The sequence below is a fragment of the Chloroflexota bacterium genome, from assembly GCA_020850535.1.
Classification (GTDB): Bacteria; Chloroflexota; UBA6077; order UBA6077; family JACCZL01; genus JADZEM01.
In genome coordinates this window covers 1-25,942 of record JADZEM010000019.1, presented here as the reverse complement: position 1 = coordinate 25,942, position 25,942 = coordinate 1, and the positions used below count along the sequence as shown (strand labels likewise).

Annotated in this window: 17 protein-coding genes and 1 pseudogene; 13 read left to right on the top strand and 5 right to left on the bottom strand. The window is 70.3% G+C overall.

Annotated elements, in window-relative coordinates; all coding sequences use genetic code 11:
* Nucleotides 1-22 precede the first annotated feature (22 nt).
* A complete protein-coding gene (locus IT306_03375) occupies nucleotides 23-403 on the bottom strand; it encodes a response regulator (protein MCC7367435.1) in 381 nt (126 codons plus the stop codon).
* A gap of 179 nt (nucleotides 404-582) precedes the next feature.
* On the opposite strand from IT306_03375, the gene IT306_03370 reads away from it, so the two are divergent.
* From IT306_03370 to IT306_03360, 3 genes are all read left to right on the top strand, one after another.
* Nucleotides 583-1,650, top strand: a complete 1,068-nt coding sequence (locus tag IT306_03370; GenBank protein MCC7367434.1) for a hypothetical protein — start codon at nucleotides 583-585, stop codon at nucleotides 1,648-1,650.
* A gap of 461 nt (nucleotides 1,651-2,111) precedes the next feature.
* The gene (locus IT306_03365) at nucleotides 2,112-3,080 is read left to right on the top strand and encodes a branched-chain amino acid transaminase (GenBank protein MCC7367433.1); all 969 of its coding nucleotides are present in this window, start codon (nucleotides 2,112-2,114) and stop codon (nucleotides 3,078-3,080) included.
* A 60-nt stretch (nucleotides 3,081-3,140) separates the two neighbouring features.
* Nucleotides 3,141-3,935, top strand: a complete 795-nt coding sequence (locus IT306_03360) for a dioxygenase (GenBank protein ID MCC7367432.1) — start codon at nucleotides 3,141-3,143, stop codon at nucleotides 3,933-3,935.
* A 480-nt stretch (nucleotides 3,936-4,415) separates the two neighbouring features.
* On the opposite strand, the gene IT306_03355 is transcribed toward IT306_03360, so the two are convergent.
* Nucleotides 4,416-5,285 (bottom strand): polyphosphate polymerase domain-containing protein, encoded by an 870-nt coding sequence (locus IT306_03355; protein ID MCC7367431.1) that lies wholly within the window; start codon nucleotides 5,283-5,285, stop codon nucleotides 4,416-4,418.
* A 385-nt stretch (nucleotides 5,286-5,670) separates the two neighbouring features.
* Between IT306_03355 and IT306_03350 the strand changes: the two genes are divergently transcribed.
* Nucleotides 5,671-7,830, top strand: a complete 2,160-nt coding sequence (locus tag IT306_03350) for a LamG domain-containing protein (protein ID MCC7367430.1) — start codon at nucleotides 5,671-5,673, stop codon at nucleotides 7,828-7,830.
* A gap of 3 nt (nucleotides 7,831-7,833) precedes the next feature.
* Here IT306_03350 and IT306_03345 read toward each other — a convergent pair whose 3' ends face one another.
* A complete protein-coding gene (locus IT306_03345) occupies nucleotides 7,834-9,633 on the bottom strand; it encodes a L,D-transpeptidase family protein (GenBank protein ID MCC7367429.1) in 1,800 nt (599 codons plus the stop codon).
* 424 nt (nucleotides 9,634-10,057) lie between these two features.
* Between IT306_03345 and IT306_03340 the strand changes: the two genes are divergently transcribed.
* The 4 genes from IT306_03340 to IT306_03325 all read left to right on the top strand — a co-directional run bounded on the left by IT306_03340 (nucleotide 10,058) and on the right by IT306_03325 (nucleotide 15,744).
* Nucleotides 10,058-12,460, top strand: a complete 2,403-nt coding sequence (locus IT306_03340; protein MCC7367428.1) for a glycosyltransferase family 39 protein — start codon at nucleotides 10,058-10,060, stop codon at nucleotides 12,458-12,460.
* Nucleotides 12,461-12,536: 76 nt separating this feature from the next.
* Complete coding sequence (locus tag IT306_03335) at nucleotides 12,537-13,409, top strand: LLM class F420-dependent oxidoreductase (GenBank protein ID MCC7367427.1); 873 nt, start codon at nucleotides 12,537-12,539, stop codon at nucleotides 13,407-13,409.
* A 595-nt stretch (nucleotides 13,410-14,004) separates the two neighbouring features.
* Nucleotides 14,005-15,264, top strand: a complete 1,260-nt coding sequence (locus IT306_03330) for an MFS transporter (GenBank protein MCC7367426.1) — start codon at nucleotides 14,005-14,007, stop codon at nucleotides 15,262-15,264.
* 243 nt (nucleotides 15,265-15,507) lie between these two features.
* Nucleotides 15,508-15,744 (top strand): hypothetical protein, encoded by a 237-nt coding sequence (locus IT306_03325; GenBank protein ID MCC7367425.1) that lies wholly within the window; start codon nucleotides 15,508-15,510, stop codon nucleotides 15,742-15,744.
* 17 nt (nucleotides 15,745-15,761) lie between these two features.
* Here the strand turns inward: IT306_03325 and IT306_03320 are convergent, their stop codons facing one another.
* Nucleotides 15,762-16,436: a thioredoxin family protein gene (locus IT306_03320; protein ID MCC7367424.1), complete on the bottom strand. Its 675-nt coding sequence runs from the start codon at nucleotides 16,434-16,436 to the stop codon at nucleotides 15,762-15,764.
* Between the two features lie 144 nt (nucleotides 16,437-16,580).
* Here IT306_03320 and IT306_03315 point away from each other — a divergent pair, with 144 nt between their 5' ends.
* Nucleotides 16,581-17,711, top strand: coding sequence for a DUF2961 domain-containing protein (locus IT306_03315; protein MCC7367423.1), 1,131 nt, complete (start codon nucleotides 16,581-16,583; stop codon nucleotides 17,709-17,711).
* A 577-nt stretch (nucleotides 17,712-18,288) separates the two neighbouring features.
* Here the strand turns inward: IT306_03315 and IT306_03310 are convergent.
* Complete coding sequence (locus tag IT306_03310; protein ID MCC7367422.1) at nucleotides 18,289-19,860, bottom strand: Na+/H+ antiporter; 1,572 nt, start codon at nucleotides 19,858-19,860, stop codon at nucleotides 18,289-18,291.
* 231 nt (nucleotides 19,861-20,091) lie between these two features.
* On the opposite strand from IT306_03310, the gene IT306_03305 reads away from it, so the two are divergent.
* From IT306_03305 to IT306_03290, 4 genes and pseudogenes are all read left to right on the top strand, one after another.
* Nucleotides 20,092-21,057 carry a phosphatase PAP2 family protein gene (locus IT306_03305; GenBank protein ID MCC7367421.1) on the top strand — a complete coding sequence of 322 codons (966 nt, stop codon included), beginning with the start codon at nucleotides 20,092-20,094 and terminating at the stop codon, nucleotides 21,055-21,057.
* A gap of 282 nt (nucleotides 21,058-21,339) precedes the next feature.
* Nucleotides 21,340-22,218 (top strand): annotated as a pseudogene (locus IT306_03300) (xanthine dehydrogenase family protein subunit M).
* A 169-nt stretch (nucleotides 22,219-22,387) separates the two neighbouring features.
* Nucleotides 22,388-22,933 carry a (2Fe-2S)-binding protein gene (locus tag IT306_03295; protein ID MCC7367420.1) on the top strand — a complete coding sequence of 182 codons (546 nt, stop codon included), beginning with the start codon at nucleotides 22,388-22,390 and terminating at the stop codon, nucleotides 22,931-22,933.
* 88 nt (nucleotides 22,934-23,021) lie between these two features.
* Nucleotides 23,022-25,415 carry a xanthine dehydrogenase family protein gene (locus IT306_03290; GenBank protein MCC7367419.1) on the top strand — a complete coding sequence of 798 codons (2,394 nt, stop codon included), beginning with the start codon at nucleotides 23,022-23,024 and terminating at the stop codon, nucleotides 25,413-25,415.
* Nucleotides 25,416-25,942: the final 527 nt, after the last annotated feature.

The following is a 25,942-nucleotide window of genomic DNA, read 5'->3' as shown; positions in this document are numbered from 1 at the left end:
GCTCTGCGTGGCGCCGCGTGAGTCAGGCCAGCACGATCCCGAGTTCCGCGATCAGCGCAGTCACGAGGCGGAGCAGCACGGCGGGGCTGAACGGCTTGGCCAGGAAGTGATCCGCGCCGATGGCGATGGCCGCACGGCGGTCTTCCTGGGTGCCGTTCGCGGTGATCATGATGACGGGGATGTCCCTGGTCGCGTCGGCGGCGCGCAGCATCCGGCAGACTTCGTGTCCGCTGAGGTGGGGCATGCGCACGTCGAGGATCGCGACGGCCGGCCGATGCTCGGTCGCCAGTTTCAGCGCAGCGGCGCCATCGCCGGCCTCGATCACCCGAAAGGTCGGAGACAGGATCATGCGGAGCAACGCTCGAACGTGTGGCTCGTCGTCCGCGATCAAGATGCTGGCCATGACGGGCTGCATAACGCTCCTGGCTGGCGGGAGGGGATGGGCAATGTTGCGCGAAAATCGGGTCTGTGCCGGCGCGGTCCCTCCGAGAGAGCGCGCGTTCTTGCGACATAGCAGTCAGTCCGTCGAGATACCGTCAACCTGTGTCCCTGTGCTGTTCGCGGTCGAGTCACCTGGACGCGATGCGCCCGCGCGGCCTACGCTCTCCGTGCTGCGGCGCGCCGCGTCCAGGCGCTCCGAGCCAGGAGGGATGTGACGTGGTCGTCGTAGGCAGCGGCGCGCACCGCTACGAGGTTGTCGAGGGCTGGGAGCAGTTGCCGGCGGGTTGGACCCATCGCGACGTCGCGGGGGTCGGCGTGGACTCGCGGGATCGGGTGTACCTCATCACGCGCGGTGCGCCACGCGTGATCGTGTACGGCAAGGACGGGGCGTTTCTGTCGTCCTGGGGCGAAGATCAGTTTACAGATCGCACGCACGGCATCACCATCGGGCCGGATGATAGCGTCTACTGCGTGGACGATGGCGGCCACGTCGTCAAGAAGTTCACCAGCGACGGCAAGCTGCTGATGACGTTGGGGACGGGGAAGCCCTCGGATACTGGCTACGACGGCGCGAACGTCGCGTCGATCGCGCACGGTGGGCCGCCGTTCAACCGGCCGACGAACGTCGCCGTCGCGCCGAACGGCGAGCTGTACATCTCGGACGGCTACGGCAACTGCCGCGTGCATCGCTATTCGGCCGCCGGCGAGCTGATCCAGTCCTGGGGCACGCCCGGCCGCGGCCCCGGCGAGTTCAACCTGCCACACGGCATCTGGGTGCTGCCCGATGGCCGCGTGCTGGTGGCCGACCGCGAGAACGACCGGATCCAGGTCTTCAGTCCGGACGGCGCCTACCTGACCGAGTGGCTCGACGTGCAGCGGCCGACGCAGGTGATCTCGCGCGGCGACGGCCTCGTCTACGTCAGCGAGCTGCAGTGGATGCCGGGGCAGCAGTCGTTCAGGAACGGCAAGGCGGCCACCCGCGTACCGGCCCGCATCAGCGTCTACGACGAGAGCGGCCGGCTTCAGGGCCGGCTGGAGGAGCTTGAGGCCGGCCCCTGCGCCTCGGGGAGCGTTGGCGCGCCGCACAGCCTGGCCGTGGACAGCGAAGGCTCGATCTACGTCGGCGAGGTGACGTACACCTTCCTGGTCAGCCGTGGGCACGCGCCGGCCGACTGCCACATGTTCCAGAAGTTCGCGCGGGTGCGCTGAGCGCCAGCCACCGTCAGTCGGCGCCAGCGTGGCGCGCAGCCAGCGTGGCGCGCAGGTGGATCAGGGCGATTGCATGTTCATTGGTGTCCCCGAAGCATCATGGAACGGTCGGTCGGGGACTGAAGTCCCCGCCTACAGTCACGCCGTCGCTGCGCGACGGACGCAGGGAACGGCAGGCACTGGTGCGACTGGCGCGTCGCGCAGCGACTGCAGGATCGTAGGCGGGGCTTTCAAGCCCCGACGCGGCGGCACGACGACATCAACATGCAATCGCCCTGCGTGGGGAGCGCGGCTGGAAGCGTGGGAGCAGCGTCATACGGTATACTAGTTGAGCGTTCAACTATCGACGTTGAAGGGCGGCGGGCGGCCCCTCGATCGGCTCTGCTTGCCGTCCCGCTTTCCCGGGCGGCACCATGCTCGACCAGGAGCGGCTGCCACTGTGCGCGGCCCCTGGAGGGACGATGACCGACAAGCGACACCCCACCTACCTGCTCATGAATGGCGAGCTTGTCCTCTACGACGACGCGCGCGTCCACGTGCTCAGCACGGCATTCAAGTACGGCGCGACCGTCTTCGAGGGGCTGCGCGCCTACTGGAACGCGGAGCAGGGCGAGCTGTACGGCTTCCGCCTGCGCGAGCACTTCCAGCGGCTCGTCGAGTCGCTTCGCATCTGCCGGATGGGGTCGCCGCTGACCGTCGAGGAGTACACCGCCGACCTGCTCAAGCTGATCCGCGCCAACGGCCTGCGCGAGGATCAGCACATGCGCGTCTCGGCGTTCGTGGAGGCGGACGACGGCGGGCTGGGCTCCTCGGGGCCGATCTCCGTCTCGATGGCGGCGCTGCCGATGGGCCGCTACTTCGCGAAGGAGGGCCTGGACATCCAGGTCAGCTCCTGGACGCGCATCTCTGACACGTCGATGCCGCCGCGCGTCAAGGCCGTGCCCAACTACCACAACTCGCGCCTGGCCCTGCTCCAGGCCCGCGCCGACGGCTACGACGACGCCCTGCTGCTGACCGGGGAGGGGAAGGTCACCGAGGGGCCGGGCTACGCCCTGTTCATGGTGCGCGGCGGCAGGCTGATCACCCCGCCGGTCACGTCCGGCATCCTGGAGAGCATCACCCGCGACGCCGTCCTGACCCTGGCTGAGGACGCCGGCCTCCGCATCGAGGAGCGGCTCATCGACCGGACCGAGCTGTACATCGCCGACGAGCTGTTCTTCTGTGGCAGCGCCGCCGAGGTGACGCCCGTCTTCTCGGTGGACCGCATCACCGTGGGCAGCGGCTCGACCGGCCCGACGACCGCCACGTTGCGCCAGGCGTTCCTGGCAACGGTCCGCGCCGAGCGGGCCGACACCCACGGCTGGCTGACGCCGATCTTCGCAGCCGAGGCGGCGGCCGTGGCTGCGTCAACCGCCGTCAGCGCCACCTGACCCCCAGCCTGGCGGGCCGCCGCGCCGTCAGGCGGCCCGCAACGAGGAGAGGAAGCCCCGATGTCCACCGGTCCCACCGCCAGCCGCATGCCGGCCGTCTATCTCAGCCACGGCGCACCCACGCTCGTCGACGACCCGATCTGGCCAGGTCAGCTGGCGGCGTGGGCAGCCGATCTCCCCCGTCCGAAGGCGATCCTCGTGGTCTCGGCGCACTGGGAGGCAGCGCCGGTGACCATCGGCGCGACGACCGCCGTGCCGTTGATCTACGACTTCTGGGGCTTCCCGGAGAAGTACTACCAGATCACCTACCCTGCGCCGGGCGCTCCCGAGCTGGCGCAGCGGGTCCGGCAGCTGCTCGCGCCGGCCATCCCCGTGGCCGAGGAGCCGACGCGCGGCCTCGATCACGGCGCGTACGTGCCGCTGACCCAGATGTACCCGGACGCCGACATTCCGGTGCTGCAGATCTCGATGCCGAGCGAAGATCCTCGGCAATTGCTGGAGGTCGGGCGGCGGCTGGCCCCCCTGCGCGGCGAGGGCGTGCTGATCGTGGGCAGCGGCTTCATGACCCACAGCTTCGACGCGATCCGGCAGATGCGGATGGGCGCGTCCGGCATCCCGAGCGCGCTGGTCGAGTTCGACGCCTGGGCGGCCGAGTCGCTCGCCCGAAAGGACGTCGATACGCTCCTGGACTACCAGCAGACCGCCCCCGGGCTGGCCTACGCCCACCCGACAGTGGATCACTTCGTGCCGCTGTTCATCACCCTGGGGGCTGACCTGGAGCAGCAGTCGGACGCCGAGACGGCGGTCGGCGGCTTCTGGATGGCGAACTCGAAGCGGTCGGTGCAGTTCGGCTGATCCACTGCCGCACTCCCAGGGGCCTCCTACTCCACCACGCAGAAGGCGGCGTCGTACCCGTCATCCCGAGCGGAGTGAGGCTGCTCCCTCCCCAGGGCGATTGCATGTTCGCTGGTGTTCTCGAAGCGCGACGAGACGCGCAGTCGGGGGTTGAAACCCCCGCCTACAGTCACGCCGTCGCTGCGCGACGGCCGTCAGGAACGGCGTCGTCTGGTGCGACCGGAGCGTCGCGCAGCGACTGCAGGATGGTAGGCGGGGCTTTCAAGCCCCGACGCGGCGACACGACGACATCAACATACGATTGCACTGGCTCCCTTCACCGTCATCCCGAGCGACGTGAGCGTGCGAACGCAGTCGAGGGATCTTCCTCACGCCACAGAAGGAGAAGATCCCTCTCCACTCCGCTCGTTCCTCGCCGCGGTCGGGATGACGGGGGAAGCGTCGAGTGACCCGCCCCGGTCGTTCACGACTGACAGGCCACTAGCTGACCAGCGCCGGCCGGCCGCTCAGCGCTTCGATGGCCCGCAGCTGCCCCGCGAACGCATGCTCGACGGCGTGCGGCGCCAGCAGCGCGATCCCGACGCAGTACTTGCTGACCCGGGTCGGGCGGATGCTCCGCCGCTGCATCACCTGGGCGAACGGCGAGCCGCGATCCACCCCGCTCTGCTTCAGCTCGGCGACGACGATCCCGGGCAGCATCGCGGCGTGGCCGCGCGTCGGGCCGTCGCCCACCCCGGTGAACTGAATGCCGAGGTCGATGGTGAGTCGTTCGGCCGTGTGCAGGCCGGCCAGCGTGATGCGCCGAAAGTCGTTGCGGAGGGTCGGGAAGAGCTGTTGCTCGTGGGGCGGCACGTGCGCGGCGAGCAGCGCGCGGGCGGTCGGCGTCAGCTCGTCGATGGGCGTGACCGTCTGCAACCGCTGCTTCACGGTCCGGCCGGCATCTGTGCGGGTCTTGATCTCGAAGAACGAGAGATCGCTGTCGAGATAGGTGCGGCTGCGGACCTTGTGGCGGACCTGGCGGCCATCATGATGGTCGCGGTAGAGGGCGAAGTCCGCCGTGTCGAAGTAGACCGTACGATAGGCGTGCTGGCGCAGGCCGTCGATCTCCAGGATCGCGTAGTGCTGCACGAGCTGGGCGAGCATACCGGGGAGATCTGACGCGGCAATCAGGAATTTTGTGTCCACTCGATTGAGCAGGGAGATCGACGACAGTGCGCCGAGCGATGTCGGCTGGAATTCGCCAAGCATCCGCGCAACTCGGTCATCGGTCCGCTCGACGATGGGGAAGATAGCTCGGGCCAGGGCGAGCTCGCCGGTCTCAGGCACAAGCTGCAGCGGTGTGGACAACATCAGATGCTCCGTTTCCGCGCGCGTCTCGCTGCGCGGCTCGATATCTCTTGAGTCCAAGCTTCGCACCTGATGCTGAACCGACTGGCCGGAAAACCTGGAGGCTTCCTGAAGACCCCCAGCCGGTGAAACGGTCCGCGCAACCCCGCGTGCCCCTCTGTTGGCCTGCTGACTGGCCTGCTGACGCGACAGACTACCAATCTGTAGCGCGCTGACGCATTGACCTGCGCCGAATGCCAGCCCGCCTGACAGGCGGGCTATTTCTTTGGTGATGTCGAACTACCACCCGTCAGGTTTGACGATCTGTCGCGTTGTTCTGAACTAGCGCCACCTTCCGTCGCCCAAACGGACCGACCTGCCGGCGACGCTCATCCTGGAGCTGCTGTCCATGCGCCCTCTGGCCTCCTTCACGTCTCTCGCGCTCGCCGCCGGTCTCACCGCGACCGCGCTGTTCGGCCTCGGCCAGCAGCCCGCCGCCAGCCTGACCGCCGGCGGCTCGGTCGCCCATGCCCAGGCGGCTGGCTTCGTGGAGACGTTCACCGGGCGGCCGGCCGGGCCGACCGCGTATCGGCCGGCCGGCTGGGACGTGGTGACCCACTCGCGCGACGTGAGCACCTGGGACCAGCCCGAGAGCATGCTGGCGTCGCACGGGGCCGACTGCTCGGCGCACCCGGCCCAGCATCAGGTGGCAAGCTACGCCGACACCATCTTCCAGTGCAACGACCACCTGATGACGGCGATGCAGGCAGGCGGCTACGGCGCGATCTACCTCACGCCGAGCCAGCAGATCGACTTCTCGGGCGGCGAGGCCACGCTCCGCTTCGACCTCTCCACGCTGCGCCTCTCGCATCGCGACTGGGTGGACATCTGGGTCACCCCGTTCGAGGATAACGTGCCGGCCCCGCTCGACAACTGGCTGCCGGACCTGACCGGCCTGCCGAAGCGAGCGATCCACCTCCGCATGGACACGTCGAGCGGCGCGACGATCTTCCGCGCCGACGTGATCCGAAACTTCGGCGAGACGGCCCTGCCCTCCAACTGGTGGACCGGCTACGAATCGTTCCTGACCCCGAGCGGCGTCCGACGCGACACCTTCGAGCTGAAGCTCTCGAAGACCAGCCTCGCGTTCGGGATGCCGGGCTACACCTTCTCCTGGGTGGACGCGCAGTTCCCCGCGCTCGACTGGACGCGCGGCGTGGTCCAGTTGAGCCACCACTCGTACAACCCGCTCAAGGACTGCGACATGGCGTCCTGCGCGGCGAACACCTGGCACTGGGACAACGTCCAGATCAATCCGGCCGTCCCGTTCACCACCCTGGCCGGCGACCGGGCCGCCGCCTCGGCCAGCAGCCCGACCGTCACGTTCGCGACGCCGGCCCCGGCCGGCAGCTACCTGCGGTTCCTGGGCATCGGCAGCGGACTCCAGATCAGCCTGGACGGCGGTGCGTGGCAGAGCGTCAGCCCGCGCCAGACGGTCAGCGCCCGAGACGAGGCGTTCAAGCCGTACTGGGTGGCCGTGCCAGCCGGCACGCGCGCGGTGGCGTTCCGAGGCAGTGACTGGTGGGGCGGCCCCTGGCGCACCAACGGCGTCGCGATCTGGTCCGAGAGCGGCCCGGGCGGCGCCAGCGGGCCAGGCGTGACCTCCACGCCGGCGGCGACCAGCACCATGCCGCCTGCCACGGCCACCCCCACGGCAGCCCCGGCCACGTCCACGCCGACGACGCCCCCGGCTACCCCCACCACGGCCCCGGTCACCCCGACGAGCACCGCCACCCGGCCGCCGGCTACGCCGACCGCCACCGTGCCCGCCGCGACGGCCACGGCCACCGCCCCTGCCACGGCAACGCCATCGACCCCACCCGCGCCCGGCGGCAACGGCTCGATCAAGCTGACCGGCAACGTCCACGCGACGGTCCCGCACGCCCCTGAGCTGGCCCTGGCCGGCGACTGGACCGCCGAGCTCTGGTTCAAGGATGAGTACTCGCCGTCCGCCACGTTCAACCACGCCCCGCAGGCCTTGCTGATGGCCGGCGATACCGACTGGGACGCCGACATCCCGCTGATGGCGGGCATCGAGTGGGGCAGCCTGGTTGTCGGGGACCGCAACGACTGGGCGAACCAGCAGCTACGCTACGACCTGACGGCGAACGGCGTCGCGCCGGGCGGCTGGCATCACCTGGCCGTCAGCAAGGCGGCGGCGACGCGGCGTGTGCAGATCGTGCTGGACGGACGGCTGGTGGCCGAGGGCACCCTCTCCGGCCGAAACCCGACGCCGAGCGGCAAGGGGCTGACCATCGGGCGAAACGGTCGGCAGCACAACTGGCGCGGCAAGCTGGACGATATCCGGATCTGGAGCGTGGTGCGCTCGGTCAGCGAGATCGGGGCCGCCTACCGCGCGGAGCTGTCCACGACGCCAGCCGGGCTGGTGGCGAACTGGAAGCTCAACGAGACGGCCGGCCTGACGGCTGCCGACAGCGCAGGCTCACCGCGGACCGCGACGGTCCAGAACGCGCGCGGCCTGCCGTGGAGCACCGAGGTGCACCCGTAGTCGTCAGTAGTGAATCTTGATGCGGGTACCGTCCGGGGCCCAGTCGAAGACGACCTTGGCGTCGTCGTCCGAGAGGCTCACGCAGCCGTTGCTGGCTGGCGCCCCGAACCCGCTGCGCCAGTACGAGCCGTGGATGGTGTAGTCGCCCATGAAGGCGAGGACCCAGTGGACATCGGGGATGTCGTAGCGGGAGCCGTTGACGTTGGTCCCCTGGAAGCGAGCAGTGGGCATCTTGTACTCGACGTTGAACTCGCCGAGGGGCGTGTCCGCGCCGGGAACGCCCGTCGCCACCTTGAACGTCCTGACCACCTTCCCCTTCTCGTAGAGGGTCATCATCTGGCGGGTCACGTCCACGTCGATCAGCTTGTCCTCTTCGGTGACGAAGCTGAGGATCGCCTCGTTCTCGAAGTAGCTGCCAGCCACCGAGCGCGCGCCGCCCTGACCGGGCTTGATCTTGATGGTCACCTCGGCGTCAAAGGGGAGCGTCTTCGTCGGAGTGAACTGCACGCGGCGGTCGTCGAGCCAGTCCCACTTTCCGGGGACGTTCGGCTCCATCGAGATCGCTGAGAGGGCAGCCTTGCGGTCGCGGATCGGCTGCTCGAAGATGATGACCGGCTTCGTTTTGGCCGGGACGCGCTGCCCCAGCTCGACCCCGAGATCCCAGTCCTCGACCATCAGCCGGCCGGGCGTCTGGAGGGTGACGGTCGGCGGCTCGGCGGCCGGCGCCCCGCCCTTCGCATAGGCGTCCGCGAAGGTCAGCTCATAGGTTGTGCCCTGGGCCAGCCCCTCAACGGTCAGCTGCACCAGCTGCGGATCCTTGCGGTCCACCGCCCAGTTGACGGTCAGCGGCGGATCCGACTGCACCTTGAGACGGTCCATCGGCTGGCTCCAGCGCAGGCTGACCGGCTTGCCGATCTCGGTTGTGATCGGCTCGTCGGCGTCGAGCAGCGCGGGCCGCTTCGGCGCGACGACGGTGTACGGGGCCGCCTGGCCGTTGCGGAGCGGCAGGCCGTTCGCGCCGCGCGCCTCGGCCACCGTCACCGTGTAGGTCTGGCCGTCGGCCGGGTTCTCCAGCCAGAGTGCCGATACCTGCCGGTTGTTCGGATCGACCTGCGTCCGCACGGCAGTCGGCGGCTCGATCTTGTAGCCAACGCTGTCGATGGGGCTATCCCACTGGATCTGGAGTGGCTGGCCCCAGGCCATCTGCAGCGGAGCAGCCTGCGGGCGGGGCGTCGGCGAGCGGAGCGTGGTGAAGCGAACCTCACGCTCGACGGTCTCGGGCCGTGGCACCACGCCGCCGGCGACCAGCCCGCTCGCCTTGACGACCAGCCGGTACCGCGAATCCGGCAGCAGCGCGCCGTCGCCCGGCTTGAGCGCGACCTCCGTGCCGTCCGTCTGGCCGCTCTGACGGAGAATCGACGCCTGGACCGGCAACGACTGCTCAGCACCGATCTGCCCATCCGGGCCGAGCTCGGCCCGGAACAGGGCGGCATGTTCGAGCTGGGTGTTCCAGCCGGTGATGCTGACCTGGACGTCGCTGGCGAGCGGCACATCACGCGCGCCGTCGGCGACGTTGAAGGTGGCGGCAGGCGGCGACGTGGCCACGATGGCGGACATCCCAAACAGCCCGGCCCCGACGCCCACCACGAGCATCAGGAGGGCCAGCCCGCCCACCGCCACCGGCGAGAGGCCGAACGGCAGCCCGGAGCCACGCGCAGCGGCGACAGGCGGCGGCGGGATCGGGCCGCCGTGCAGCGAGGGAAGGTCAGGGTACTGGTCTGGCCGCGCGGATGTTCCGATCATTGTGTGGGTCGCTCACTCGTGTGTCATCAGTCGGGTGTCCACGCCATGCGCGCAGGCAGTCTACCAGGATCGGCGAGACAACGTGACAAAATGCTGCGCCACCAGGAGAGCGTGCTCGCGGACTGTGACGCCGCTGTGGCCGCCATGCCGTCGGCGCAGGGTCCGTGCCGACAGCCCGCATCAGCCGCGTACATCGGCGATTTCAGGCGACGTTCAGCCGACAATTCGTCGGGCGGCGGCGGCGACGCGAGATACTGACAGGAGAAGACGCGCGGGGCAGGGCAGGGACACGGTGAGCGTCGCGGTCGAGCATCCACATGGGCCAGAGCCGGCGGCATCGGGTCCGGACACGGCGGAGTCGCGCTCGGACGCCGGCGCACAGCCGGGCACTCCTGCGCGGCCATCCGCAGACGCGAGCGCGCAGATGAGCGGCGGTGTCCGGCCGCGCCGGGACATCGGGCGGGCTGAGGCGGCGGGCCTGCTGGCAGTCGTGCTGCTCGCCAGCGTCCTCAACCTGCTCTGGCTCGACCGCGAGGCGTTCGGCAACACCTACTACGCCGCCGCCGTGAAGAGCATGCTGACGGGCTGGTCGGCGTTCTTCTTCGCCGCGTTCGACGGCGGCGGCTTCGTGACGGTGGACAAGCCGCCGGTCGGGCTGTGGGTGCAGGCGGCCAGCGCAAAGCTGTTCGGGTTCAGCGGCCTTGCGATCTTGCTGCCGCAAGCCGTGGCCGGGATCGTGTCGGTGGCCGCGCTCTGGTGGCTCGTGCGGCGGGCATACGGCGGGGCGGCCGGCGTGCTGGCCGCCGGCGCGCTGGCGGTCACCCCGATCTTCGTAGTGACCAGCCGCAACAACACGATGGACGGCCTGCTGATCCTGGTGCTGCTGCTGGCCGTCTGGGCCGGCTCGCGGGCCGCCGAGCGTGGACATCTGCGCTCCCTCCTGCTGTGCGCCGCGCTGATGGGCCTCGGTTACAACATCAAGATGCTCCAGGCGTTCCTGGCGCTGCCAGGCCTGTGGGCGGCCTACCTGCTGTGCGCGCCGCGCCGCTGGCCGATCAGGCTGGCCCACCTGACCGTGGCGACGGTCGTCCTGGCGGCGGCGTCGCTCTCCTGGACGGTGGCGGTAGACCTGACGCCGTCCGCGCAGCGCCCGTACATCGGGTCGAGCGGCTCGAACTCGGCCCTGAGCCTTGCGCTGGGATACAACGGCCTCGGGCGGGTTACCCAGGCCATCGCATCACGGCTGCCGATCCCCGGGCTTGATGGCCTGACCGTCGATCTGACGGCTGCGCCCGGGTTCGCCCCCGGGATCGGCAACCCGGGGCCGCTGCGCCTGCTGAGCGACGCGCTGGCCGGCCAGGGGAGCTGGCTGCTGCCGCTGGCGCTGCTCGGGTTGGCAGCGGCCGGGGCCGAGTGGGCCGGCGCGCGCACCGCGGCCAGCGGGGTGCGACGCCGCCGGGTTGTGGCGCTCCTGGTCTGGGGCGTCTGGCTGGCTGCCTGCCTGGGCTACTTCAGCGCCGCCCGCTTCTACCACATCTACTACCTGATCATGCTCGGGCCGCCGGTGGCAGCGCTGGCCGGCATCGGGGTGGCGAGCGGCTGGCAGGCGTACCGGCGGGCGACGATGCTCCGGGGGTCCCGCACCCCCCGACTCAGTGGCATGGTGCGCGCAGGCGGCGCCCTGCTGCTGCCGCTCATGCTGCTGGTGTCCGGGCTGGTGCAGGCGCGGATCGTCCTGGCCTACCCCGCCTGGACCGATCTGGTGGCGCCGCTGGCCCTTGGCGGGAGCCTGCTGACGGCAAGCGTGCTGGCGGCACTGGGGCTGTTCCCAGTGGCGCTGCTGCCGCGTCGTCGCGCCTCGCGCCTGGCGTCCGTCGCGGTGGCGCTGGCGTGCGCCTGCCTCCTGGTTGGCCCGACGCTCTGGTCTGGTATCTCGGTGTGGAACAACAACGGGGCGGCCTGGCTGCCAGAGGCCGGACCGCGCGGCGGCGGGCGCGGTCCCGTAGCAGCCGGCGGCCAGAGCGTCACGGCGATGGTTCTCGGGCCGGCGTTGGGGCGGCTGGTGGGGCAGGGGGCCGTCGGCGACGGCCCCGGACGGCCCGGTCCGGGCGGCGGACCGTTCGGCGGACCCGGCAGCAACGGCCCAAACGGCGGTTTTGGAGGCCCCGGCGGACCACCGGGCTTCAGCGGGCGCGGGGCTGGTGGCGGGCCGCCGGGGACTGGGCCGCAGGGGACCGGCGTGCAGGGCGGCGGCCCGGGCGGCCCGCCCGGCGGGCGCGGCCAGGGCGGACCGGGTGGGTTCGGCGGCCCGGGTGGGTTCGGCGGCCCGGGTGGCGGAGGTGGCGCGCTGACCTTCGCCGGCGACCAGTGGAACAGTCTCGATCCGGGCCTGATCGGCTTCCTGCTGGTCAACCAGGGTTCGGCTCGGTTTCTGGTCGCGACGCCGACCTCAACCTATGCCAGCGTCGTCATGCTGATGGCGGATCGGCCGGCCATGGCGCTGGGCGGCTATCAGGGCTGGGACCGCATCCTGACGCCAGACACGCTTGCGCGACAGGTGGCGCTCGGGACCGTCCGGTTCTTCTGGATCGGTGGTGGCGGTGGCGCGGCCGGAGGCGGTCCGCGCCCGCCGATGGCCCAGCCGGCTGACGGCTCGACCGTGGTCAGCTCCAGCCAGGATGCGACCGCCGATCTGCTGGCCTGGGTGCGGGACCGCTGCGAGGTGGTGGACCCCGAGGTCTGGCAGACGGACCAGCGCGAGACGCGCGGCTACCAGTTGTACGACTGCGGCGCGCTCCTGGCTCCGGCGTCCGTCGCGGCGCGCTGATGGGGCGTCGGGAATAGATCGGCCCGATCCGTCCTTCTAGCCTCTGACGACGCTACCGCTCAGGGAGGAGCTGTCCATGCAGATCGGGGTTGTGATTCCGCAGACGGAGATCCCCGTCGAGCCGTCCGCCATCCGCGACTACGTCCAGGCCGTGCAGGATCTCGGGTTCGCCCACGTCGTGACCTCGGATCACGTGCTCGGCGCGAACCCGGCTGGCCATCCTGGCTGGAGCCGGCCCCAGGTCCACACGACGGTCGTCCACGAGCCATTCGTGCTGTTCGGGTTCATCGCCGGGGCCGCGCCGAAGCTCGGCGTCCTCAGCAGCGTGGTGATCCTGCCGCAGCGGCAGGCGACCCTCGTGGCGAAGCAGGCGGCCGAAGCAGACCTGCTGACCGGCGGCAAGCTGCGGCTGGGCGTCGGCATCGGCTGGAACCCCGTCGAGTTCGAGGGCCTGAACGAGAACTTCAAGAACCGGGGGCGGCGTTTCGAGGAGCAGGTGGCGCTGATGCGGGCGCTCTGGTCCGACGAATCAACCTCGTTCTCGGGCGAGTTCCACACCGTGACAGCGGCCGGCATCGCGCCGCTGCCGGTCCAGCGGCCGATCCCGATCTGGGTCGGGGCGACCGCCGAGGCGGCCGTCAAGCGCGCCACGCGCATCGCCGACGGCTACCTGCCGCTCGGGCCGATCAACGGGCAGGGCACGTTTGCCGAGACCGTCGAGCGGGTCCACGGCTGGCTGCGCGAGGCCGGGCGCGATCCGGCGACGTTCGGCATCGAGGCGCGGCTGAACGCGGCAACCGGGACGCCCGACGACTGGCGCAAGACGGTCGAGGAGTGGCGCGGCCTGGGAGCGAGCCATCTGCAGATCGCCACGGCCGGCGGCGGGCTTCAAAGCGTTGACGCGCACATCGCGCGGCTGCGGGAGGCGCGCGCGGTCCTCGACGCGTAGCGCGCTCGGGACTCGTACGGCCCTGACCCCCGGTCGTGAGGGCCCCCGGGCAGGGCGATTGCATGTTCATTGGTGTTCCCAGCGCATCAGGGAACGGGCGGGCGGGGACTGAAGTCCCCGCCTACACGCATGCAGTCGCTGCGCGACGCTCCAGTCGCACCAGTGCCTGCCGTTCCCGGCGGCCGTCCCGCAGCGACTGAATGACGGTAGGCGGGGCTTTCAAGCCCCGACGCGGCGGCACGACGACATCAACATGCAATCGCCCTGACTCGCCCCTGCCACTACAGGGCGATTGCATGTTCATTGGTGTTCCCAGCGCATCAGGGAACGGGCGGGCGGGGACTGAAGTCCCCGCCTACACGCATGCAGTCGCTGCGCGACGCGCCAGTCGCACCAGTGCCGGCCGTTCCCGGCGGCCGTCGCGCAGCGACTGAATGACTGTAGGCGGGGACTTCAAGCCCCGACGCGGCGGCACGACGACATCAACATGCAATCGCCCTGGGCCCCCGGGTGCGGTTCCTGATGCCGCCCGTGCTATCGTGGGACGGCGGTCTCCCCGCCGAGCTTCAGCACCCGGGAGCGCCCTCCCCTCCGAATGGACGTGCCCTCGGCAGCAGCCTCCGCCCCGACGCCCCGGTCCGGCCTCTTCTACGGCTGGGTGCTCGTCGGCATGCTCGGGATCACCCAGACGATCACCTGGGGCATCGTCTACTACGGCTTCACGGTCCTGTTGCCGGTCCTGGAGGCCGAGCAGGGCTGGACGCGCGGCCAGATGTCCGGGGCGTTCTCGCTGGCGATCCTGCTCTCAGGGTTGGGCGCCGCCCCGGTCGGCCGGTGGCTCGACGCGCGCGGCCCGCGCCTGCTGATGACGGCCGGCTCGGTCGCCGCCACGCTGCTGCTGCTGGCGCTCTCCCAGGTGACGAGCCTGCTCCAGTTTTATGTCGTGTGGGCGCTGCTCGGCCTCACCATGTCCGCCATCCTCTACGAGCCAGCCTTCGCCGTCGTCACGGCCTGGTTCGAGCGCAAACGGACCCGTGCCATCACGTCGGTCACCCTGATGGCCGGCTTCGCCAGCACCGTCTTCATGCCCGTCGCCAGCTGGCTCATCGAGCTGCAAGGCTGGCGGATGGCGCTGGTGACCCTGGCCAGCTTCCTGGCGCTGACCACGATCCCGGCCCACGCGCTGATGCTGCGGCGGCGGCCGGAAGACCTCGGGCTGCACGTCGACGGCGAGACGCCCACGGCGGCAGAGAGCAGCGGCCGCCCGCACGGCGCGAAGCCCCGCCCGGCCATCTCGGTGGCGGCGGCGCTCCGGGAGCCGGCCTTCCGCTGGCTGGCGCTGGCGTTCTCGCTGGCGACGGTCACCAACATCGCCATCGGCGTACACCTCGTGGCGTACTTGCAGGACCGCCAGTACGACCCCGCCTTCGCCGCCACGGCGACGGGGATGGTCGGCGCGATGCAGGTGGCCGGGCGGGTGGTGCTGATGATCCTGGGCGACCGGTTCTCGTTCCGGGGCACCTCGGCGGTGGTGCTGGCGATCCAGCCCGTCTCGATCCTGGTGCTGCTGCTGGCGCCCGGCGTGGCTGGCGTCTGGGCGTTCATCTTCCTGTTCGGGATGATGAAGGGGGCGCTGACCTTGCTGCGGCCGGCGGTCGTGGTGCACCTGTACGGGCGCGAGCGCTATGCGACGATGGCCGGCGCGCTGACGGCGTTCGTGATGGGGGCAACGGCGCTGGCCCCGATCAGCGCCGGCGTCGCCTACGACGTGCTGCACGGCTACGATCTGCTGCTGTGGTCGTTCGTCGTGCTCTCGGCGCTCCCGGTCGGCGCGGTGCTGCTGGCCCGGCGCTGACCACGGGGGCAGCCCGAGCCGCCGGTACGAGCAGGGCCGCATTGTCCCGGGGAGGGCAGGACATCTGCCCTCAACTACGAGGTGTCCACCGACCGTTCCCCTTCAAGAAGCGAACGCCGGAGCATCAACACGGTGCGAACACGCACCTCGTCAGGGGGACCGAAAGCCGTGGCCGCCAAGATGAGCAGGGTGTCGTCCGTGGCGAGAAGCGCGCAGCATTGCCCGTGCGCGCGACCAATGGGGATGGCGATGCACGACCAGTCGCCCGATCTGGCACCCGATCCGTCGCTCAGCCTGGGACCGCGGCCGATCGAGGATGCGGCCCGGGCCGTCGAGGAGCTCATCGCCGAGCTTGAGCCATCGCTCGATCGCAGCCAGCGCCGCGCCCTGCACCGGCTCCGGCTGGCCGCCGAATCGCTCGGGATGCTGCGCGCCGCCACCCAGGCGTTGCACGTGATCCCGGAGTCCCGCGCCTTCTGACACTCCGGGCCTCGGCCCTACAGCACCCCGAGCACCGCTCGCCGGTGCAGCGCGCTCACGATCTCGTCGACGGCGGCCGAGGTCCAGATCCGCCAGAACGGCGACTGCTGCACCGCCCCGAACTCGCGCTCGGCTCGGACGCGCGTCTCGTCCGGCGATTCGCCCGGCTTCGGCGCGCGGATGTTCTGCTGCACCACGCGATCCTTGTCGTAGATCGCCGCGTACTCCGTGAACTGGTACAGCAGCTCCAGATCGTTCGTGAAGAAGGCGCAGACGGGGATCGAGCGGAACGCCTGGCCCTTCTTGTGGTTCAGGAACGCGGCCATGATGTCGGGATCAGACGGCCGGTCGTACTGGTCGCCGTCGCGCAGGAAGATGCGTAGCTCCATGCCCGTGACGGCGGCGATTCGCGCAAACGTCGGCACGTCACGGCGGCAGTCAGACGACCACTCCTCGGAGATGACGAGCATCTTCGCCGGGCCGTTCGGCTGTGCCACGATCCACTGAAGCGCGGCCTCCTGATCCGCGGTCAGCTGGCGCTGCTCGAAGGCGTCCCGGAAGAACCCGCTGAGATCCTGCCTCGGCCCGGCGTTAGCCTGCCGCCGGAGGTTCTCCGGCGAGCCGAGAAACGCGACGTACTCGTCAAAGGTCATGCCAGAGGCGTACTGTTCGGCGGTGATCAGGTTCGACATGCCGCTGAGTGTACAGGAGTGGCCGTCTACAATCTCCCCCGGCCGCGCCGCCGGCACACGCCAGCCCGCGCGACCGCCGCACCGTCGCGGCCAGACAGACCGACGACCAACGGCAGACAGCCGGACGGCGAAGGAGCAGACGCAATGGGCGCATTCAACGGCCTGGGGATGAGCCTCGGCAACCTGGCGCGGGTCTCTCGCGCGCAGACCCGCTCGATCAGCCCGGAGAACTTCGACGGCGCGAAGGGGCGCGGCGGCATGGCGACCGAGGGCACCGGCGCCGAGGCCGCCCGCGACCTCGGCCAGGGCTGGAAGGTCTCGCCCAGCATCCGCATCGTGCCCGGGGCGTCGGCCACCATCGCCGAGATCAGCGGCAGCGGCGCGATCCAGCAGATCTGGCTCACCACCCACTACGTCAACTGGCGGCGACTGGTCCTCCGCATCTACTGGGACGGCGATGAGTCCCCCGCAGTCGAGGTCCCCCTGGGCGACTTCTTCTGCAACGGCTGGGGCCAGTTTTCACAGGTCAGCTCGCTGCCGGTGGCCGTGAACCCGAACGGCGGCATGAACTGCTTCTGGGAGATGCCGTTCCGCAAGAGCGCCCGCATCACGCTGGAGCACCGCGCCGTCGCCGGCAACTTCCCCCTTGGCGACCTGCCGCGCCCGGCCACACCCACCGAAGACGCCACCGTCTACTACCAAGTCAACTACACTTTGACAGACGTGCCGGACGATCTGGCCTACTTCCACGCCCAGTGGCGGCGCTCCAACCCGCTCCCCTACAAGGCCGATCACACCCTGCTCGACGGCATCCAGGGAACGGGCCAGTACATCGGCACGTACATCGCCTGGGGCGTCAACAACAACGGCTGGTGGGGCGAGGGCGAGATCAAGTTCTTCATGGACGGCGACGGGGAGTACCCCACCATCTGCGGCACCGGCACCGAGGACTACTTCGGCGGGGCCTGGAACTTCGACGTGCCCGGCCAGGGCTACACCGCGTTCTCGACGCCGTTTATGGGCCTCTCGCAGATCCTCAAGCCGGACGGCCTCTACCGCTCGCAGCAGCGCTTCGGCATGTACCGCTGGCACATCATGGACCCGATCCGCTTCGAGTCGGATCTGCGGGTGACGATTCAGGCGCTCGGCTGGCGGTCCGGGCGGCGCTACCTACCGCTCCAGGACGACATCGCCTCGACGGCGTTCTACTATCTCCAGGGGACGTCGTCGCCCCGCGCGGCGCTGCCCGGCCCGGACGGCCTCGAAGTGATCTAGAGCGCCGGGCGGCGCGGACCTCAGAAGCCGACGCCGATCCCTGCACCTGGACCGTCACCACTGAAGCCCGCTCAGGGCCGTGTTCGCGGCGCTCAGCGGCCCCTCGAACGTGATGGCTGCGTCAGCGAGCCGCATCGCCGGCCGCCATCCGGTGCGGGCTGACACCGACAGCATAGGCCGGGACTGGAGAACCGATGTCCTCAGCCAGACCTACCATCCGGTAGGTTCGCAACCCGCACGGCCGGTAAGTTTCCCGTTGGGCGGTTGCATGTTGGGCGCGTCATGCGGCGTCGTCGGGGCTTGAAAGCCCCGCCTACCATCCTGCAGTCGCTTCGCGACGCTCCCGGCTCACCCGGCGACGGCTATTTCCACCCTTCGTCGCGAAGCGACTGAATGACTGTAGACGGGGACTTATTTCGTCAATCTTCATCAGCCCCCGACTGCGCGTCGTACCACGTACTGGGAACGCCAACGAACGTGCGATTGCCCTGAGGTTTCCCGTTGGACACGGGTACGCATCGTAGCTCTGGTCCAGTGCCGCCGTCGTGACCGTCACGGTTTCGGGGAGCTACAGGCCCTACGCTTCGAGCCGCAGCTCCTCAAGGTCCAGGTCGCGCTCGACCCGCCGCCACACTTGATCCCCGATCTCCCCCGCCTCCCGCAGCTCCAGAATGGCCGCGCGCTCGGCATCGATGACGGCGCGGCGGATGGCGCGGTGCTCGATCAGCTCCTGCTCGGCGGCCCCCTCGGACGTCTGGCCCTCGACCTCCTCGACCCCGTCGCCCAGGGCTTGCAGCTCGTGCAGGTGCGTCTTGCGGTGCCCGTACTGCACCTTCAGCGTGTCCACCAGCGGCTTGTGATCTGGCCACTCGTCGGCCAGTTGCACGATGCGCGCACAGGCCGCGTCCACCGCCACCCGGCGGGCGTGCGCCTCCTGCTCTGCGCCAGCGCCGTCATCCGCCACCCCGAGCATCCGAATCAGCGGCGGCAGCGTCAGCCCCTGGCCCACCAGCGTCGCCAGGATCACCGCGAACGCCAGGAACAGCAGCAGCGGGCGGTCCGGGGTGTCCAGGGGCAGCGCCAGCGCCGTCGCCAGGGAGACTGCGCCGCGCATACCGGCCCAGCCGACGATCGCTGCCTCACGCCAGGAGGCCGGCTGCCCCCGCCAGCGGTCGATCACCTCCCCGAGCGCCACCCAGGCCAGCCGCGTTACGATGGCGGCCCCGCTGACCGCCACCCCGAGCGTCGTCAGCTCCACCAGCGACCGGCCGCGCAACACCTCCAGGATCGTCGAGAGCTGAAGACCGATCAGCAGGAAGACCATCCCGTTTAGGACGAAGATCAGCATGTCCCAGACGGCCCGAGACCGCACCCGCACGTCGGCATCCATCAGCCGCGGCGACCACCAGCCGATAGCCAGGCCGGTCGTCACCGTCGCCAGCACCCCCGAGACGCCGAGCGCTTCGGCCGGCAGGTACGCGGCGAACGGCGTCAGGAGCGAGATCGTGATCTCGACGGGTGCATCCACGATCCGCTTGCGGACCAGCGCGATGACCGCCGCCACGGCCAGCCCGACGGCGATGCCACCCAGCCCCACCAGCCCGAACTGGACCGTGGCCGAGGGCAGCGAGAAGCTGGCCGTCGCCATCGCCACCACGGAGATCCGGAACGCCACCAGCGCCGTCGCGTCGTTGAACAGGCTCTCGCCCTCCAGCAGCGTGACGATCTGGCGCGGCACGCTCAACCGTCGCAGCACCGCGACCGCTGCGACGGCATCCGGCGGCGACACGATGGCCCCCAGCGCGAAGGCCGCCGCCCACCCGATGCTCGGGACCACCAGATGCGTCACGACGGCCACGGCGACCGTGGTGGCGAGCGCCAGCCCGACCGCCAGCGAGAGGATCGACTGGAGCAGCGCCCGCACGTCGCGGATCGCCGTCTCGAACGCGGCGATATAGAGCAGCGGCGGCAGGAACAGCAGGAACACAATGTCGGGGTGCAAGACCACGTTCGGCACGAACGGGCTGAGCGCCAGCAGCAGCCCGCCCACCAGTTGGAAGATCGGCTGGGGCACGCCCAGCAGCCGCGCCAGCGTGGACAGCGCAGCCACCGCCACCAGCAGCGCCAGGGCCAGCTCAACCTCGTGCACGCGCGCCCGCCCCCTACGGCTGCCAGGATCGACAGCGGCCTCGGTCATAGGATGCCCCACAGGTAGGCGTGGGTGTCGAAATCCACCCACTCGCGCAGCCGTGTCGGGGCTTGATGAAGCTTGACGAGTTCCTGCGGCAAAGGCAATCACCTTGGCACCCTCGGACCGCCCCTGGCCCAAAAGATGCATCTCATGGCCCGAGCACGAGTGTCGGGAGGGTAGGACGACGCCATGAAACAGGAGCGGCCACAGCGCGACGAGCAGCAGCAGCAGCAAGCTCCAGCCAGCGATCAGGAGGCGCGTGTTGCGCGGGTGCTGACCGACGAGCTGGCCGCCATCGACACGCCCGAGGCCGCCGAGCAGGTTGCCGAGCAGGTCGAGCAGCTCGCGGGCGGCACGATGACAGGTCAACGCGCCGAGCAGGCCGCTGCCGCCCCCGGCCGGGCGGCCGACGCCGTGGAGCGCGCCGAGGCCGACCACGACGGGACGGAGTGCCCGGCGGCCGTCCTGGCCGAGACGGCCGCCCAGGCCTTCGCCCAGACGCCCGAAGCGCCGCAAGCGGCACGGGCCGCCGTGGACGTGCTGCCGCCGGACGGGGACGCTCCCACGCCCGAAGCCCGCCGGGGCCGTGCCCTCCTGCGCGATGCGATGCTGCACCGCATGGGGCGGCTCCAGCGCTGGGACACCAAGATCTTCCTGGCCGTCAACCGGCTGCCCCACCCGCACGCCGCCAACGTGGCCGCCGACACCGTCACCGTCATCACCACGGGCGGCTGGATCTGGCTGCTGGGGCTGGCGGCCGCCCGCCTCGCCGGCGCACAGGACAGCCGCCGGGCCTTCCAGCTTGCCGTGCCGTGCGTGCTCGGCTCGACCTCGCTCGTCGAGTGGCCGATCAAGTCGCTGTTCAAGCGTCGCCGGCCGTTCATCGACGTGGTCCGCGCCATGGTGATCGGACGCCGTCCTGACGGCTGGTCGTTCCCGAGCGGCCACACGGCGGCAGCGTTCGCGGGCGCCTGGATCGTCAGCACAGTCTGGCCGCGCCGTGCACCAGTGTTCTTCGGGCTGGCCTCGTGCGTCGGGTTCAGCCGGGTCTACGTCGGGGCGCACTACCCCGGGGACGTGCTCTCTGGCGCGGCGCTGGGGATGCTGCTCTCGGAGACGATCCGCCGGCCGGTCCAGCGCGTCCTCAACTGGTAAGTAGCCGCCACGTCCGGGTTGAAATCTCGTGCAAATCGGCTATCATGGCGCTTTCCTGGTACGAGGCACGGGAACCCGACAACTGCCCCGTCATCCCGAGCGGAACGAGCTTGCGAGTCGAGTCGAGGGATCTTCCCCGGTGAGCCGTACATAGGCGTGAGGAAGATCCCTTCACTCCGTTCGTTCCTCACTTCGGTCGGGATGATGACGCCATCAGGGTCACGGTGACCTCGTGCTCGCCGTGCTGGAATGCCTGCGACTCGCTTGGGAGTGGTGGCCGCCGTGAAGCCCGCGCCGTTTCAGTACCTTGCGCCACGCTCGCTTGACGACGCGCTCACGGCGCTCGCGGCCGGCGACGACGGCAAGCTCCTGGCCGGCGGGCAGAGCCTGATCCCGATCCTCAACATGCGGCTGGCCCGGCCCGCCCGCCTGATCGACCTGGGCCGCCTCGTGGAGCTACGCGGGATCGAGGAGCGCAACGGCGGCTACGTCATCGGCGCGATGGCCCGGCAGCGGACCGTCGAGCGGGACGAGCGGATCAGGCTGGGCGTGCCGCTGCTGGCCGAGGCGATCACCTTCGTCGGCCACCCGCAGATCCGGAATCGCGGCACGATTGGCGGCAGCATCGCCCACGCCGACCCCGCCGCCGAGTTGCCGGCCGTCGCCGTCTGCCTGGACGCCACCGTCGTCGTTCAGAGTGTGCACAGTACGCGGACGCTGCCCGCCCGTGACCTGTACCGGGGCTACCTGGAGACGACGCTCCAGCCCGACGAGATCGTCACCGAGGTCTGCTTCCCGAAGGCCGGACCGGGGGCGGGCTTCTCCTGGATCGAGTTCGCGCGGCGGCACGGCGACTACGCCCTGGCCGGCGTTGGCGTGGCGCTGACCGTCGTGCAGCGTGAGGTGACCGAGGCCAGCATCGTGCTGACCGGCGTCGGCGGCGTCCCGATCCGCGCCAGCGCCGCCGAGACGATCCTGCGCGGCGCGCGGCCCCGGGCTGACGGGCGGCTGCTGACGATGCAGCTGGCCGCCGTGGCCGACGCCGTCCGCGACGCCATCGATCCCGAGACGGACGTGCAGGCGACGGCCGCCTACCGCCGCCATCTCGCCGGCATCCTGACCGAGCGCGCTGTGCAGACGGCGTACACCCGTGCCGTTGCCCGCACCGACGCCGCTCCAGCGCCGGACGGACCCGCTTCGGCCGCGGGCCCGGATGCGGGCGAGGTCGTGGCCGCGGCTCGGCCCGCGCCTGACCGCGATCTCGGGCCAGCCGTCGTCCTCGACGATGGCGCTGCCGAAGCCGTTGCCTACGAGCTGGGAGGCCTGTCCAATGCCTGACGCCACGCCCGGGCTGCCAGCCTTCGAGTCAGCGCCGGCAGCGTACGCTGGCGAGCGCGTCGCGGTCAGTCTCACCGTCAATGGCCGGGCCTACCAGCGTGCCGTCGAGCCGCGCCTGCTGCTCTCCGACTTCATCCGTCACGAGCTTCGGCTGACCGGCACGCACGTCGGCTGCGAGCACGGGGTCTGCGGCGCGTGCACCATCCTGGTGGATGGCGAGCCGGTCCGCTCCTGCCTGATGCTGGCCGTGCAGGCAGACGGCTCAGCGATCCAGACCGTCGAGGGGCTGGCCCCGTCGTCAGACGCGCTGCACCCGCTCCAGGAGGCGTTCTGGAACGCCCATGGCCTCCAGTGCGGCTTCTGCACGCCCGGCATCCTGATGACGGTGACCGCCCTGCTGCGCGACACGCCCGCCCCCACCGACGAGGAGATCCGGGCCGGCCTGAGCGGCAACCTCTGCCGCTGCACGGGCTACCAGAACATCGTCAGGGCGGTGAAGCAGGCCGCCGGGCAGCTTGCGGGGGAGAGTGCGCCGTGAGTCGCTACGGGCAGGCCCCTGGCCCCTGTGAAACCCCTCGCCCCCCGGCTGCGGAGGGCGAGGGGTTCCACAGGCGTGAGGCGGCGCCATGACCACCCGCGGCGTCGGCGCGCCCATCCGCCGCAACGAGGATCCCCGGCTGCTGCGCGGTCTCGGCTCCTTCGTGGACGACATCGAGCCACCAGGAACCCTCCACGCCGCCATCCTGCGTGGCCCGTACGGACATGCCCGCATCCGCAGTATCGACACCTCGCGGGCCCGCGCCCTGCCCGGGGTCCACGCCGTCTACACCGCCGCCGATCTTGGCCCGGTCAACCAGCCGGCCCCGCTGGTGGTCCCCCACCCGACCCTCACCCACGGGCGCACCCAGCGTCCGCTCGCCGTCGATACGGTCTGCTTCATCGGGGAGGCCGTGGCGATGGTGGTGGCCGAAAGCCGCTACCTGGCCGAGGACGCCGTCGAGCTGATCGACGTGGAGTGGGAGCCGCTGCCGGCCATCGTCGATTTCGCCCACGCGGCCGATCCGGGGAGCCCGCTCGTCCACGACGACGTGCCAGACAATGTAGCGGCCCGCTTCACCCAGGTCGTCGGCGATCCTGACGCCGCCTTCTCCGGGGCCACGCACATCTTCTCCGAGCGGCTGCACGTCGAGCGCTCCTGCGGCAGCCCCATCGAGACGCGCGGCGTGGTGGCCGAGTACGATCCACGCCAGACCAGCCTGCGGGTCTGGGACTCGACGCAGGCCCCGATCACCATCAAGCACGGTCTCGCGGCGATGCTCGGGCTGCCCGAGCTGAAGGTCGAGGTGATCGCCCCCGACGTGGGCGGCGGCTTCGGAACCAAGATCCTGATGTTCTTCCCCGAGGAAGTGCTGGTGCCCTGGGCCGCCATGCAGCTCGGGCGGCCGGTCAAGTGGATCGAGGATCGGCGCGAGCATTTCATCGCGGCCAGCCAGGAGCGCGGCCAGCTGCACGAGACGACGGTCGCCGTGGACCCAGAGGGCCGCATCCTGGCCCTGAGCGACCGCCTGATCCACGACAGCGGCGCCTACACGCCGTACGGGATCGTCACGCCGATCATCACGGCGACCCAGCTACCCGGACCGTACAAGATCCCGAACTACTTCTCCGAGATCACGGTCGTCTACACCAACACCGTCGCCACCACACCGTACCGGGGGGCCGGCCGCCCACACGCCTGCTTCGTGATGGAGCGGATGATCGACCGCATCGCGCGGGAGCTTCAGCTTGCGCCGAACGAGGTCCGCCGACGCAACTTCGTGCAACCCGAAGACATGCCCTGGGACGTGGGCCTGCCGTTCCAGGACGGCGCGCCCACCAGGTACGACAGCGGCGACTACCCGGCCGGCCTCCGGATGGCCGAGGAGATGATCGATCTGCCGGCCTTCCGCGCCGAGCAGGCCGAAGCCCGCACGCGTGGTCGCCACCTGGGCATCGGGTTTGCAGCCTACGTCGAAGGCACCGGCATCGGCCCCTACGAGGGCGCGCACGTCAGGATCGATCCGAGCGGCAACGTCTTCTGCGCCACCGGCCTGACCACCCAGGGCCAGGGGCACCAGACGACGTTCGCCCAGATCGTCGCCTCGGAGCTGGGCTGCGACCCGAGCATGGTGACGGTTGTCACGGGGGACACCAGCCGTTTCGGGTGGGGGGCCGGCACCTACGCCAGCCGCGCCCTGGTGACGGCCGGCAACGCGATGCACATCGCGGCGGGGAAGGTTCGCGCGAAGGTGGTCACCCTCGCGGCCAGCCTGCTGGAGGCCGACCCTGGCGACATCGAGCTGGCGGACGGCATGGCGCGGGTGCGCGGCCTGCCGGATCAGGGGTTGACGCTCGGGGCGCTGGCGACGGCCGCCAACCCGATCCGCTACGCCTACGACCAGTCGGCGGCCGAGGCGGCGTTACGGCTGGTCAAGCCACGGGCCGGGGCCGTCCTGGAGCCGGACGAAGAGCCGGGCCTGGAGGCGCGCGGTTACTTCGCACCGGAGCGGGCCACCTGGGCCAGCGGCCAGCACGCCGCCATCGTGGAGATCGATCCGAAGACGGGCGACGTTCGCTTCCTGCGCTACGTGGCCGTCCACGACTGCGGCACGCTGGTCAACCCGACGATTGTGGAAGCGCAGGTGCACGGCGGCGTGGCGCAGGGCATTGGCGGCGCGTTCTACGAGAAGCTCCACTACGACGAGACGGGCCAGCTCGTGAACGCCAGCTTCATGGACTTCCTTCTGCCCACGGCGATGGAGATCCCCGATCTGGAGGTCGGCCACCTGGAGACACCCAGTCCGCTCAACCCGCTCGGCGCGAAGGGGGCTGGCGAGGCCGGCGCGATCCCGGTCGCGGCGCTGCTGGCGGAGGCCATCGAGGACGCGCTCGCGCCGCTGGGGGTGCGGGTCCACGAGATGCCGCTCTCGCCGACGCGCCTGTGGGAGCTCATCCACGCAGCGTCAGGACGGAGGGGATAGGGCCCAGGCTGCACATGACGTTCATGCTGACCGCGAGGTGGATCGGAAAGCTCGCGGCTGAACTGCCCCAGGCCCACTGCTGGATTGACATGTTTGGCCCGTCACTGGCGATGCCGACAACAGCATGCAAGACCGAATCAGGGCGATAGCATGTTCGTTGGTGTACCCGAAGCATCATGGAACGGGCAGGCGGGGACTGAAGTCCCCGCCTACAGTCACACCGTCGCTGCGCGACGGCCGCCGGGCACGGCCGGCACTGGTGCGACTGGCGCGTCGCGCAGCGACTGCAGGATCGTAGGCGGGGCTTTCAAGCCCCGACGCGGCGGCACGACGCGCTCAACATACGATTGCACTGGGTCAGGAACCAGGGCGATGGCATGTTCATTGGTGTCCCCGAAGGATCATGGAACGGGCGGTCGGGGACTGAAGTCCCCGCCTACAGTCACACCGTCGCTGCGCGACGGCCGTCGGGAACGGCAGGCACTGGTGCGACTGGAGCGTCGCGCAGCGACTGCAGGATGGTAGGC

Bases quoted from the DNA above. Each gene is read 5' to 3' on its own strand.
- IT306_03375 (MCC7367435.1), bottom strand. From the start codon at position 403: ATGGCCAGCATCTTGATCGCGGACGACGAGCCACACGTTCGAGCGTTG.
- IT306_03370 (MCC7367434.1), top strand. From the start codon at position 583: ATGCGCCCGCGCGGCCTACGCTCTCCGTGCTGCGGCGCGCCGCGTCCA.
- IT306_03365 (MCC7367433.1), top strand. From the start codon at position 2,112: ATGACCGACAAGCGACACCCCACCTACCTGCTCATGAATGGCGAGCTT.
- IT306_03360 (MCC7367432.1), top strand. From the start codon at position 3,141: ATGTCCACCGGTCCCACCGCCAGCCGCATGCCGGCCGTCTATCTCAGC.
- IT306_03355 (MCC7367431.1), bottom strand. From the start codon at position 5,285: ATGTTGTCCACACCGCTGCAGCTTGTGCCTGAGACCGGCGAGCTCGCC.
- IT306_03350 (MCC7367430.1), top strand. From the start codon at position 5,671: ATGCGCCCTCTGGCCTCCTTCACGTCTCTCGCGCTCGCCGCCGGTCTC.
- IT306_03345 (MCC7367429.1), bottom strand. From the start codon at position 9,633: ATGATCGGAACATCCGCGCGGCCAGACCAGTACCCTGACCTTCCCTCG.
- IT306_03340 (MCC7367428.1), top strand. From the start codon at position 10,058: ATGAGCGGCGGTGTCCGGCCGCGCCGGGACATCGGGCGGGCTGAGGCG.
- IT306_03335 (MCC7367427.1), top strand. From the start codon at position 12,537: ATGCAGATCGGGGTTGTGATTCCGCAGACGGAGATCCCCGTCGAGCCG.
- IT306_03330 (MCC7367426.1), top strand. From the start codon at position 14,005: ATGGACGTGCCCTCGGCAGCAGCCTCCGCCCCGACGCCCCGGTCCGGC.
- IT306_03325 (MCC7367425.1), top strand. From the start codon at position 15,508: ATGGCGATGCACGACCAGTCGCCCGATCTGGCACCCGATCCGTCGCTC.
- IT306_03320 (MCC7367424.1), bottom strand. From the start codon at position 16,436: ATGTCGAACCTGATCACCGCCGAACAGTACGCCTCTGGCATGACCTTT.
- IT306_03315 (MCC7367423.1), top strand. From the start codon at position 16,581: ATGGGCGCATTCAACGGCCTGGGGATGAGCCTCGGCAACCTGGCGCGG.
- IT306_03305 (MCC7367421.1), top strand. From the start codon at position 20,092: ATGAAACAGGAGCGGCCACAGCGCGACGAGCAGCAGCAGCAGCAAGCT.
- IT306_03295 (MCC7367420.1), top strand. From the start codon at position 22,388: ATGCCTGACGCCACGCCCGGGCTGCCAGCCTTCGAGTCAGCGCCGGCA.
- IT306_03290 (MCC7367419.1), top strand. From the start codon at position 23,022: ATGACCACCCGCGGCGTCGGCGCGCCCATCCGCCGCAACGAGGATCCC.